We start from the raw sequence: 11,027 nt of genomic DNA, 5'->3' as shown, positions 1-11,027 counted from the left end.
GAAGCCGGGCCGGGCGGCCGCCAAGGCCTTATGCTCCGGCCCGACATGCCCACGCCTTCCGCGCCCTCCGCCTCCGTGGCGGACGGTGGACTCTTCTGCGAGCTGTACTGGGGCACCTCCCTGGCGGAGGCCTGGAGCTATGGCCCCGAGCTGGGCCAGGTCCACGCCGCGCCCGACGAGGCGGCCCCCCTGCCCCTCTACGGCTTCACGCTGCCGGAGGAGCCCTTCCTCCTCGCCGAGCGCACCCCGAAGGGCTGGCGCATCCACGTGCCGCCGTCCGCCCGCGTGGAGAAGCGCCTCAAGGGCAACGACTTCCAACCGGTGGGCCCCGACGAGCTGACGGGCGCGCCGGGCCGCACGGCGGTGGAGCTGCACGAGGGCATGACGCTGCGCCTCGTGGAGGGCGAGCTGAACCTGCTGGTGCAGCCGTCGGTGGTGAAGGAGCGCGCGGGGCGCTTCCTCGTGAAGGACGTGGCCTGGATCATCACGGTGGCCATCCTCTTCCTGAGCGCGCCCGTCGCCTTCCTCGTCATGGGGCCGGATCCGGCGCGCATGGCCGCGAACAACGCGCGAGCGCTGCAGGTGGCGCACGACAAGGAAGAGGCGCGGCGCAAGGCCATGGGGTTGGACAAGCCCCTCAAGCCGCTGACGGAAACCGAGCGCGCCGCGCAGAAGCAGGACGGCGGCGCGCGCGTCACCGTCCCGGCGAGCTTCGGCGTGCGCTAGGGACGCGGGCTCAGGGCCCCAGGCCCACCCAGACCTCGCCGTCCTCGAAGAACTCCTTCTTCCAGATGGGCACGTCCTGCTTGAGCCGCTCGATGGCGTACTCACAGCCCAGGAAGGCCTCCTTGCGGTGCGCGGAGGCCGCGGCGATGACGACGGCCAGCTCGCCCGGCACCAGGGTGCCCACGCGGTGCATGATGGCCAGCCGCGTCCCCGGCCACGTCCGCGCCACCTCGTCGCCAATCTCCGTGAGCTTCGCCTCCGCCATGGGCGCGTAGGCCTCGTACTCCAGCCGGAGCACGCGCCGGCCCTTCGTCTGGTCGCGCACGGCGCCGGAGAACGTCACCAGCCCGCCCGCCCCTTCCGAGGCCACCGCGTCCACGACCTCCGAGAGCTGGAGCGGCCGGCCCACCACACGGAAGAGGCGCGGCGCCCCACCGGCCACCGGCGGAATCAACGCCAGCTCCGCGTCCGGCGCCACCGGTGAGTCCAGCCCCACGAACTGCTGCTGCACCGCCACGCGCAGGTGCGGCAAGAGCGGCGCCAGCGGCGGGTGCTTCGCGGCGAGCAGCGCGAGCACGTCCGAGACGCGAGAGCCGGGTGGCACGTCCAGCGACTCGCGGGACAGGCCCGCGCGCTCGCGGGCCGCGGCGAAGTACAGCACCGTGACGGACATGGCCTGCCTCCTGCTGGCGTGTCCCTAGCGCTCGCGCAGCACGACGCGGCCCTGGAGCCGCCCGCCGCCGTCCACCGGGGAGAAGTCGAGGAACCCGTACTCGAAGGGAGTGAACTTCTCCAGGAGCGCCGACACCAGGAGCTGGCTCGCCAGGAGTTCTCCCGTGCCGACACCCGACACCGAGCGCACCCCGGCGAGGTCCGCCCTCAGTCGCCCCATGTCCACCATCAGCGACAGGTGGCCCGGCCCGAACGCCTCCGCGCCGAAGCGCGTGCGCAGCGTCGCGCCCACGTCCCCCAGCTCGCGGCCGGTGAGCACCTCGCCGGCCTCCAGCGTGGCGCGCTCCGGGGTGAGCGAGAGCGACACCGGCTGCTCCATGAGCCGCGTGCGGAATCGCGTGGTGTTACCCTGCGCCTCCTTCTGGAAGACGAGCCCGTTGTCCTCCAGCTGCTTCTGGAGGAGCTTCAGCACCGGCTGCACGGACGCGAGCCCCGCCTCCATCACCACCGTGCCCTTGGGCGCGGGGCGCCGGTCCCGGATGAAGCTCCGGAAGAAGGCCGCCGCGTCGAAGTAGACGAGCATCGCCACGTCCCCGCGCAGCGCCTTCAGGAGCGGCTCCGCGTCCAGCCCCTGCGCGCGCCAGCGCTCCAGCGTCCGCTGCCGCCGGGGCGACTCCGGAGAGCCGAACACCAGCCGCGCCAGCTCCTCCGGAGGCACCGACAGCTGCGCCGCCGCCACCGGCCCCACCGCCGCGCGTCCCAGCAGCTGCGACGCCGGCCCCCGCGCGCCGCCCAGGAGCGGCCGGGACGAGGACAAGAAGCCGTCCAGCTCCGCCTGGTCCGCCTGCACCGCGAGCGCGCCGAAGAAGCCGCGCACCGGCATGTCCTCCTTCTCCGCCTCCGGCACCGGCGGCGCGGAGAACAGGAACACGCTGCCGTCGCGCACCTTGCCGCGCAGCTCCGCCAGGAGCGCGTTCTCGGAGATGCCCGGCCCGGACAGCGCCTCCACCTTGCGGCGCACCCGCTCCACGTCCGGGGACTCCTGCACCGCCAGCGCCTTCACCGGCTCCCCGGGCTCCGGCGCGTCCGGCGAATCCGGCACCGCGAGGTACACGTAGCCCCGGTCCGCGAACAGCAGCATGGCGTTGCCGCCGTCCACCGGCTCCACGCGTGCGCTGCCGTCCTCGCGGGGCAGCACCCGGTGGCCGGCGTCTCGCAGCTCGCGCGCCACGGCCGAGAGCGCCGCCCGCGAATCCGTCACGCCCAAGAGCGCCACCACGCCGTCGAAGTCCGGCAGCAGGAAGAAGCCGAAGCCCTCCTCGGGATCCACCTCCGAGGGACCGGGCCTCAGGCTGCGCAGGAGCAGCGGCACGAGCGGCGTGTCCGCCAGCGTCTGGCGCACGTTGCCCTCGCCCACCAGCCGCCCGTAGAAGTTCACCAACCCCTCCACGTTGCCGCGCAGGCGGGGCACCCAGAGGACCGTCTGCGCATCCTCGGGCACCGCGCGGAGCACCGGACGCGGCACCACGGTGAGCACCACCCGGGCCAGCTCCTTGTCCCCGTCCAGCGCCCGCACGGTGTAGCGGCCGGCGGTGGCCCAGGCGTGGCGGACGCCCGGCACCGTCTGGGGAGGCGTGCCGTCCCCGAAGTCCCAGGTGATGGAGGGCGCCTTCGGGGAGGTGGAGCCGAAGGCCTCCGGCACTCCCGCCTCCAGCGTGCGCTCCGGCCCCAGGTCCGCCCTCAGCCCCCGGCAGCCGGAGGCCCCCAGGCCCACGGCGGCCACGAGGAGGAGGAACGGAAGCGGGGACGGGTGCGCGCGCGGTCGGGAGGCCATGGGCCTTTCGGTTAGTAGTCCAACGCCAGACCGAACATCCAGCGCCGGCTGCCCAGGTTCAGGCCCTTGCCGCCGAAGTTGTTCACATCCGCATGCGTGTACTCGGCGAAGAGGTACGAGTGGTTCACGCCCAGGTCCGAGTCGAAGTCGCGCGCGAAGCGCGGCTCCAGCACGTCCAGGAGGAACGACACGCCGGCGGTGCCGCCCCAGCCCCACTTGCCGCCGCTGGCCTTGCTGCCCTCCACCACCTCCGTGGCGCTGCCCTTGGTCATCCACCACGGGGAGTAGATGAGGCCCAGCTTGGCGTACGGCACCAGCGGGATGCCCCAGCGGAAGGCCGCGTAGTCGAACTTGTAGAAGGCGTTGAGCTGGATGGGCAGCACCTTCAGCGCCGCCTTGTCCGCCGCCGCCGAGCCGTCATCCAGCTTGGCGTCCGCGTACTTCTCCCCGTAGCCCAGGCCCAGGCCCAGGCCCGCCGTGCCGATGCCCTGGTAGAAGAAGCGCTGGAGCTCCCCCTCGACGAGCAGCAGCGACGTGTCACCGAAGGTGTCCTCGTACGGCGTCGCGCCGTTGAGGGCCTTCTCGGTGTCGATGCGCGGCTTGTAGCCGCCCGCGCGGAAGATGACCGCACCGGTGCGCGGAGAGCGCGTGGGGATGGTCACCTCCTGCGCCACCGCCGGTACCGCCAAGAGAAGCGCCGCGACTCCCAGGCCCACAGCCGTGCTGCTCATGACACCTTCCTCCGAGACGACAGCCAGATGCCCAGGGCGGCCAGCACCGCACCACCCGCGATGCCGCCGCCAGCAGCGGCACACCCGCCGCGCTCCTGACCGCCATCTTCCACATACTGATCGAACAAACCATTGCTCTTCACGGGCGTCGCATCCACCTGGGCGGACCCACCGCTCACGTTGCCCGCGGCGTCGATGATGGTCGCCTGGAGCCGGTACGTCACGCCATTCGTGAGGCCGTTGACGACGACGTTGCCCTCGCCGGACGCCTTGGTGACGCGCGTCACCGGCCCCGTGGTGCCCTCCAGCGCCAGCGCGCCCACCAGCCCCTGCCCGCCGTCCTCCGTGCCCGCGTCCACGTCCGTCCCGGCATCGACGTCCGTGCCGGCATCCTCATCCGTCCCGGCGTCATCCGAGCCCACCGTGGCCACCCTCGCCGCCTCCACCACGACGGTGGAGTTCGCCTCCGCGCCGTCCACCTGCACCGACAGCGCCGAGTCCCGGACGATGACCTTGCCGATGCTGGGCGTGTTGGGCGGCTGCGGGTCGTACTTCACCACGAAGGGGGGGCTGCCCACGTTGGAGAAGGTCTCCTGGCAATCGAACCCCAGGCTGCCGCCCAGCCGCCGCGCGGACGCGCACAGCTTGAAGGAGATCTCCGTGTCCTGGGTGTCGCACGTCGTCACGGTGCCCGCGTCCGCGCTGCCGCCGCGCGCGGCGAGCGCATCCGCCACGGTGAAGCGCACGACACCGCTCGTCGGGTCGGACGTGTCGACCGAATCCAGGAGCAGGTCCGTGGCCGCGGGCCGCGTGCCGCAGGACCCCGTGGTCACGTAGATATAGATCGAGTCATCACAGGCGTTCCCGTTGCGCTGCCAACTGAAGCGGCGCTCCTGGCCACATTCACTCTTGGGCACCGTGACGGTGTTGTTCGTGGCGGTGGATGAGCTCGTGAACTGCACCGTGGGCCCCGTCTGGGCCACGGCCGTGGACGCGAAGAGCAGGAGGCCAATGAAGGGAAGGCGCATGGATGGGCTGGAAGCTAGCAAGGGCGGGGCCACCCTCAAGCCCCGACCGGACGGCCTGTTTCCCAAGGAAAACCCCGGGTTCGCGCGCCAAACAGGCAAGGCGTCCCCGGGGGCTTTGCCAAAATGTCAGGCGGGGCGTTCCGCCAGCTTGAGGCCCGCGTCCACCAGGTGGGCAGCGGCCCGGCCGGCGTTGTCCACGGACGCGAAGAGCGTCACCCACTCCGGGGCCTGGGGGAAGGCGCGCACCCGGCCCACGTGGACGGCCGGGTCGCTCATCACCAGCATGGGCATGGGGTAGACGCGCTCGCCGGGGACATCCAGCACCTTGAGGGACGGGGACGTCTTCAGCGCGGCGCGCACCTGCTCCACCGGGCCCGGCTTCTTCAGCTGCACGTTCACGGTGAGCCCGTGGCCGTGGAAGGTGGGCACCTGCACGGCGGTGCCGGCCAGGACGGGCGTCTCACCCAGGGCGGAGAACAGGCGCGCGGCCTCCAGCGTCCAGCCGCCCTCCTCTTCCGTCCACGGGCTGTTCACCATGAAGCCGCCCACCTGGGGCACCAGGTTGAAGCCCACGCGGTGCGGGAAGGCCTGCGGCTCCGGCTCGCGGCCGGAGAGGAGGTCCGCGGTCTGCTTCTCCAGTTCGGAGATGCCGCGCACGCCCGCGCTGGAGGCGCCCATCAGCGCCGTCACCTGCGCGCGCACCACGCCGAACGCGCGGCGCAGCGGCTCCACCAGGTGCACGGTGGCGCTGGTGACGATGCCCGGCAGGCTCACCACCCGGCCCTTGAAGCTGAAGCCCGGCCCCAGGGCCTCCGTGTTGAAGCCCGGGAGGATGAGCGGCACGTTGCCGTCGCCGCGGAAGGCGCTGCTTGCGTCCACCACCCACGCGCCCGCGGCCTGCGCGGCCGGAGCCAGCGTGCGGGACGCTTCCGCCGGTGTGGCCAGCAGCACGACGTGGATGCCCCGGAAGGCCTCCGCCGAGGCCCGCTCCACCTCCAGCGTGTCCTCGCCGTACTCCACCTCCAGGCCCTTGGAGCGCTCCGAGCCGAAGGCCCGCACCTGCTCCATGGGCACGTCGCGCGCGTACAGGTTCGCCAGCACCTCGCGGCCCACCACGCCCGTGGCGCCCACCACGGCAATCCGAAGGTTCTCTCTCATGACGGGCTCCTTTACGTCAGCGCCTCCGCCCACGCGAGCACGACGAAGCGCCCTTGAGGCGGAGGCCTCAGTCTTCCTTCAACCGCGCCGTGGGCGCGGGGCCCGGCAGCGGCGGGAACTTCGGATTGCGCTCCGGTTCGGAGGCGCGGACGTAGTGCGGCTCCAGGGCGAAGAGCGCCTGTTGCGAATAGGCCTCCGGCAGCCTCGCCAGCCGCCCCACCTCCACCGCGGACGGGAAGGCCGGGCCGGACAAGAGCCGGTGCGGCGCGACGCCGTGCTTCTCCAGCGCCTGGCGGTAGTCCGCGAGCGCGGGGCCCAGGGCCACGGCCTCCGGTTCGGCCGCCATGCGCCGCGCGACCTCTTCCGGCGACATGGCCGTCTCCGGCTCCAGCGCCTCCACGGTGAAGCCCACGCGGCGGTAGGCGCCCAGGTAGAGGTCGTCCTTGCGCGCCACGGCGAGGCAGAACAGGGGCACGCCCTCCGGCCCCTCCAGCGCCACCGCCGCCAGCGACGACGCGCCGGCCACCTTGAGGCCCGTGGCGTACGCCAGCGCCTTCACCGTGGCCAGGCCGATGCGCAGGCCGGTGAACGAGCCCGGCCCCAGGCCCACCGCCAGCCCCTCCAGGTCCTTCAGCTTCAGGCCGTGACGCTGGAGCAGGTCCCCGACGACGCCGGGAAGCGCCTCGCTCTGCTTGTCCGGCGGCGGCACCACCACGTGCTCCACGGCGCGCACGGCGTCCCCCTGGCGTTCCACCAGGGCAAGCGACAGCGTCAGCGTGGAGGTGTCCAGCGCGAGCAACACGGGCGACATCCCTTCTTTCGTTTCAAGGCACTCAGGCCGGAACGGCCCAGAACTCCACCGGCACCTGCGACACGCGGTCGCTGCCGCACCGGTACAGCCGCACGCGAGCCAGGCCCTTGTCCAGCATGCCCAGCTGCTTCGCCGCGGCCTTCGATACATCGATGATGCGGCCGTCCACGAAGGGGCCGCGGTCGTTGACGCGCACCTCCACCTCGCGGCCGTTCTCCATGTTCATCACCTTCACGCACGCCCCGAAGCGCGCCGTGCGGTGCGCGGCGGTGAGGGCGTTCTGGTTGAACCTCTCCCCGCTGGCGGTGGGCCGGCCGTGGAGGCCGGGACCGTAGAAGGACGCGATGCCCTCACCCAGGTAGTTGCGCGGCATCTTCTCCCGGCGCGTCACCTTCGCGCCTTCGCCACCACCGGAAGGGGTCTCCGGCGGCTGGGGCTTCGCCGCGCGCTGCGCGCAGCCAGCGAAGAATCCCATCCCCAGCAGCAGGAGCGCGGTCCGTCCTCGCATCATCACCTCGTTAGCGGGTCACGTCGTTGGTCACGGCCAGCAGCATGAGCAGGATGAGCAGCGCCAGTCCCACCATGTTCGCCACTTCGCGCACGCGCACGGGGATGGGGCGGCGGCGGATGCCCTCCCACGCGGCGGACAGGAGGTGGAAGCCGTCCAGCACCGGGATGGGCAAGAGGTTCATCACGCCCAGGTTGATGGAGATGATCGCCATCAGGTTGAGGAAGCTGTCCAGGCCCTGCTCGGCGCTCTTCGCGGCCAGCTGGTACATCATGATGGGGCCGCCAATCGTGCTGGGCGACACCTTGCCCACGAACAGCCCGCCCAGCACCTGCACCATCTGCCCGACAATCTTGGGGACGATGAGCGCGGCCTCCTTGAAGGCGGCGGCCGGGCCCAGGTCGATGGTCACCTTCTCCACCGGCGGCAGGTCCGCGCTGCTGTAGCTCCACGGGCGCACGCCGAACACCAGCGGGGCGCTCGTCTGGCCGTAGTCGTCGCGCGTCTTGAGCGGCGCCTGCGCCAGCTGCTGCGTGCGCTCGCCCTGGGCACCGCGCCAGGTGAGCGTGAAGGGCTGGGCCTGCAGGCCGTTGAGCACCGTCGCCAGCTTGTTGAAGGACTTCAGCGGCGTGCCGTTGATGGCGACGATGCGGTCGCCCGGCACGATGCCCGCGCCTTCCGCCACGCTGCCAGAAGCCACGCTCGCCACGTAGAGGTCCACGGCCTCCGCGCCCAGCGCCGCCGCGCCCTCGCCGGGCTGACGCGGCAGGGACACCTTCACCACTTCCGGCAGCCGGCCGGTGACGGCGCCCACGTCCACGGGGGCCAGGCGCGCCACGCTCAACTCCATGGGGGTGCCTTCCGGCACCTTGGCCACCTCCCGGTAGAGGGCGGCCTCGTCCTGCACGTGCACGCCGTTGACGGACAGCACGCGGTCGAAGCTCTTGAGGCCCGCGGTGGCCGCGGGGGACGTCGCCGGCACACCCACCACCGGCGGCTGCGGGTAGGGGCTCACGCCAATCATCCCGCGCTCGATGGTGTCCACCGGAGACACCTCCGAGCTCTTCTCCGGCGTCACCTCCACCACCTGCTGCTTCCCGTCGCGCTCCAGGGTGATGGGGACGGGGCGGTTGAACTTGCCGACGAACGCGTCGCGCATGTCGTCGAAGGTGCGGACCGGCTCGCCCTCCACGGACAGGATGCGGTCACCGGGGCGGACGCCCGCGGCGGCGGCGGCCATGTCCGGCGACACCATGCCCACGCGCGTGGACAGCGTCTCCTGGGGCCCCAGGAAGACGAAGAAGTAGACGAAGATGGGGAACAGCAGGTTGAAGGCCGGGCCCGCCAGGACGATGAGCCCGCGCTTCCAGGGCGGCTGCGCCAGGAAGCCGCGCGCGGCCTCTTCCGGCGGGAGCTCTTCGTGCGGAAGGTCTCCGGCCATCTTCACGAAGCCGCCCAGGGGCAACAGCGCCACCTGGTACTCCGTCTCACCCTTGGTGAAGCCGATGATCTTCGGACCGAACCCGATGGAGAACTTGAGGACCTTCACCCCGCAGGCCTTGGCCACGAGGAAGTGGCCAAGCTCATGCACCGTGACGAGCACGCCCAGCAGGAGGATGAAGTACCCGAGGTTCAGGAGCATGGCCGGAAGAGTAATCGCGGCCCCCGGGACGGACAACGCACAACGCAAGCCGCAAGGCGGGCGGCCAGGCGCGAAATCAGGCACTTACGGCAGCAGGTGCCTCACGAACTGCACATAGACGAACACCAGCGGCGCATTGAAGATGAGCGCGTCGATGCGATCCAGCACGCCGCCGTGTCCGGGAATGAGCTTTCCGGAGTCCTTCACGCCGTAGGCGCGCTTGAGCATGGACTCGCAGAGGTCACCCACGGGGCCCAACAGGCCACCCGCGATGCCCAGCACCACACAGTCCCACACGGTGAAGATGGGGAAGAAGCCGAGCTTGGCGACGAACATGCCCAGCACGGAGCCGACCATGCCGCCGAAGAAGCCCTCCCACGTCTTGTTCGGGCTCACCGCGGGGTAGAGCTTGTGCTTCCCCAAGAAGCGGCCGGCGAAGTACGCCAGCGTGTCGTTGGCCCAGGTGATGGTGAGCGCGCAGATGACCCACGCGTGCCCTTCCGGCAAGAGGCGCAGCGCGGACAGCGCGGTGAGGCCAATGGAGCCGTAGAGGAAACCCGTGACGAGGTGCGCGGCCCGGGTGGGCGCCTCCGCGAGCACGCCCCGGAACAGGTTGTAGATCCACGCGAAGAAGAAGAAGACGGACGTCAGCCAGAAGGCCGCCTCGCCGGTGCGCGCGGCGTCCCGCAGCGGCAACAGCGGCATCACGAAGGCGAAGGCCATGCCCACCCAGGCGGCGGCGCCCAGGCGCTTCTGCGTGATGAGGTAGTACTCGCCGGCGCACACGGCCGCGGCGGCACCCAGGAGGATGGCGCTGGAGTACCCGCCCAGGAACAGGAGCAGGAGCACCAGCGGCAGGAGGGTGACGCCTGTGACAACGCGGATGAGGAGGTTCTTGTTCTTCTCGTTCACGCCTTGGCCCGCTGGGGGGTGTCGTCCCGGTTGACCTGGGCGGACGTCAGACCGAAGCGCCTCTCGCGGCCCTGGTACTGCGACAGGCAGCGGAGGAACTCGTCGGTGCGGAAGTCGGGCCACAGGGCGTCGGTGAAGCACAGCTCGGCGTACGCCAGTTGCCAGAGCAGGAAGTTGGAGATGCGCTGCTCGCCGCTGGTGCGGACGATGAGGTCCACCGGCGGCAATCCCGCGGTCCACAGCCGGGACTCCAGGTCGTCCGCGTCCAGGCGCGCGGGGTCCAGCTCGCCGCGGGCCGCCGCTTGCGCCAAGTCGCGAGCGGCGCGCAGCAGCTCCTCGCGGCCGCCGTAGGAGAGCGCCAGGGTGAGCACCATGCCCGTGTTGTGGGCGGAGTCCGCCCGGAGGCGCTCCAGGGGCTCGCGGACGTAGCGGGGCAGCTTGTCCACCTCGCCAATGGCGTTGAGGCGGATGCCGTTGTCCAGGATTTCCGCGCGCTCGGACTCCAGGTACTCGCGCAGCAGGTCCATGAGGCCGGCGACCTCTTCCGGCGGGCGGGCCCAGTTCTGGGAGGAGAAGGCGTAGAGGGTGAGGGCCTGGACGCCGACGCGGCGGGCGGTGCGGGTGACTTCCCGGACGCTCACGCTGCCCTCGCGGTGTCCCTCCAGCCGGGGCTGGCCGCGAAGCTCCGCCCAGCGGCCGTTGCCATCCATGATGATGCCCACGTGGCGAGGGAGCGGCCGGGTCTTGACCTGGAGCTCGAGAGCGGTGGGCAACACTGTGGGAGGGCGATCCATGAAGCCGCGCACCCTAGCGGCGGCGCCGCGTCGCGTCCACGGGCGCGTGGCCGCCCGGTCCCCCTCCCTGGGTGGGCGGTCGTCTGGCGGGGTTGAACGGTTCATGAGGGGACACGAGCCCGGCTAGAGTGGTCTTCCATGAAAACTCCTCATGGGTGTCCCTCCTTCCGGGTGCTCGGCGGGCTGCTTGGGTTCTGGGTGTTGGGGGTTG

General features: G+C 71.5%; 11 protein-coding genes. 1 reads left to right on the top strand and 10 read right to left on the bottom strand.

Annotated elements, in window-relative coordinates; genetic code table 11:
- Positions 1-45: 45 nt before the first annotated feature.
- The gene (locus D7Y21_RS12480; protein ID WP_121713379.1) at positions 46-726 is read left to right on the top strand and encodes a hypothetical protein; all 681 of its coding nucleotides are present in this window, start codon (positions 46-48) and stop codon (positions 724-726) included.
- A 10-nt stretch (positions 727-736) separates the two neighbouring features.
- Here D7Y21_RS12480 and D7Y21_RS12475 read toward each other — a convergent pair whose 3' ends face one another.
- The 10 genes from D7Y21_RS12475 to uppS all read right to left on the bottom strand — a co-directional run bounded on the left by D7Y21_RS12475 (position 737) and on the right by uppS (position 10,816).
- On the bottom strand, positions 737-1,399 hold the full coding sequence (locus D7Y21_RS12475; protein WP_120563329.1) for a molybdenum cofactor biosynthesis protein MoaE: 663 nt from the start codon (positions 1,397-1,399) through the stop codon (positions 737-739).
- A gap of 24 nt (positions 1,400-1,423) precedes the next feature.
- Positions 1,424-3,232: a PKD domain-containing protein gene (locus D7Y21_RS12470; RefSeq protein ID WP_121713333.1), complete on the bottom strand. Its 1,809-nt coding sequence runs from the start codon at positions 3,230-3,232 to the stop codon at positions 1,424-1,426.
- An 11-nt stretch (positions 3,233-3,243) separates the two neighbouring features.
- A complete protein-coding gene (locus tag D7Y21_RS12465) occupies positions 3,244-3,963 on the bottom strand; it encodes an MXAN_2562 family outer membrane beta-barrel protein (RefSeq protein ID WP_120563331.1) in 720 nt (239 codons plus the stop codon).
- Positions 3,960-4,991, bottom strand: coding sequence for an MXAN_2561 family MXYO-CTERM-anchored protein (locus D7Y21_RS12460; RefSeq protein ID WP_120563332.1), 1,032 nt, complete (start codon positions 4,989-4,991; stop codon positions 3,960-3,962). Before D7Y21_RS12460 ends, D7Y21_RS12465 begins: the two co-directional genes overlap by 4 nt.
- Before the next feature lie 126 nt (positions 4,992-5,117).
- Positions 5,118-6,149 carry an aspartate-semialdehyde dehydrogenase gene (locus D7Y21_RS12455; protein WP_120563333.1) on the bottom strand — a complete coding sequence of 344 codons (1,032 nt, stop codon included), beginning with the start codon at positions 6,147-6,149 and terminating at the stop codon, positions 5,118-5,120.
- Between the two features lie 67 nt (positions 6,150-6,216).
- Positions 6,217-6,960 carry a tRNA (adenosine(37)-N6)-threonylcarbamoyltransferase complex dimerization subunit type 1 TsaB gene (tsaB, locus tag D7Y21_RS12450; protein WP_121713331.1) on the bottom strand — a complete coding sequence of 248 codons (744 nt, stop codon included), beginning with the start codon at positions 6,958-6,960 and terminating at the stop codon, positions 6,217-6,219.
- Between the two features lie 22 nt (positions 6,961-6,982).
- Positions 6,983-7,468: a septal ring lytic transglycosylase RlpA family protein gene (locus tag D7Y21_RS12445; protein ID WP_121713377.1), complete on the bottom strand. Its 486-nt coding sequence runs from the start codon at positions 7,466-7,468 to the stop codon at positions 6,983-6,985.
- A gap of 10 nt (positions 7,469-7,478) precedes the next feature.
- Positions 7,479-9,110 carry an RIP metalloprotease RseP gene (gene rseP / locus D7Y21_RS12440; protein ID WP_120563335.1) on the bottom strand — a complete coding sequence of 544 codons (1,632 nt, stop codon included), beginning with the start codon at positions 9,108-9,110 and terminating at the stop codon, positions 7,479-7,481.
- 84 nt (positions 9,111-9,194) lie between these two features.
- Positions 9,195-10,022, bottom strand: coding sequence for a phosphatidate cytidylyltransferase (locus tag D7Y21_RS12435; protein WP_120563336.1), 828 nt, complete (start codon positions 10,020-10,022; stop codon positions 9,195-9,197).
- A complete protein-coding gene (gene uppS, locus D7Y21_RS12430) occupies positions 10,019-10,816 on the bottom strand; it encodes a polyprenyl diphosphate synthase (protein ID WP_120563733.1) in 798 nt (265 codons plus the stop codon). The genes D7Y21_RS12435 and uppS overlap by 4 nt, the downstream gene beginning before the upstream one ends.
- Positions 10,817-11,027 lie beyond the last annotated feature (211 nt).

The sequence above is a fragment of the Corallococcus sp. AB045 genome (assembly GCF_003668895.1).
GTDB lineage: Bacteria > Myxococcota > Myxococcia > Myxococcales > Myxococcaceae > Corallococcus > Corallococcus coralloides.
Note: the sequence above shows the minus strand (reverse complement) of the source record. Positions and strands in the feature narration are given on the sequence as shown.

Coding starts and splice junctions, on each gene's coding strand:
- D7Y21_RS12480 (WP_121713379.1), top strand. CDS start 46: ATGCCCACGCCTTCCGCGCCCTCCGCCTCCGTGGCGGACGGTGGACTC.
- D7Y21_RS12475 (WP_120563329.1), bottom strand. CDS start 1,399: ATGTCCGTCACGGTGCTGTACTTCGCCGCGGCCCGCGAGCGCGCGGGC.
- D7Y21_RS12470 (WP_121713333.1), bottom strand. CDS start 3,232: ATGGCCTCCCGACCGCGCGCGCACCCGTCCCCGCTTCCGTTCCTCCTC.
- D7Y21_RS12465 (WP_120563331.1), bottom strand. CDS start 3,963: ATGAGCAGCACGGCTGTGGGCCTGGGAGTCGCGGCGCTTCTCTTGGCG.
- D7Y21_RS12460 (WP_120563332.1), bottom strand. CDS start 4,991: ATGCGCCTTCCCTTCATTGGCCTCCTGCTCTTCGCGTCCACGGCCGTG.
- D7Y21_RS12455 (WP_120563333.1), bottom strand. CDS start 6,149: ATGAGAGAGAACCTTCGGATTGCCGTGGTGGGCGCCACGGGCGTGGTG.
- tsaB (WP_121713331.1), bottom strand. CDS start 6,960: ATGTCGCCCGTGTTGCTCGCGCTGGACACCTCCACGCTGACGCTGTCG.
- D7Y21_RS12445 (WP_121713377.1), bottom strand. CDS start 7,468: ATGCGAGGACGGACCGCGCTCCTGCTGCTGGGGATGGGATTCTTCGCT.
- rseP (WP_120563335.1), bottom strand. CDS start 9,110: ATGCTCCTGAACCTCGGGTACTTCATCCTCCTGCTGGGCGTGCTCGTC.
- uppS (WP_120563733.1), bottom strand. CDS start 10,816: ATGGATCGCCCTCCCACAGTGTTGCCCACCGCTCTCGAGCTCCAGGTC.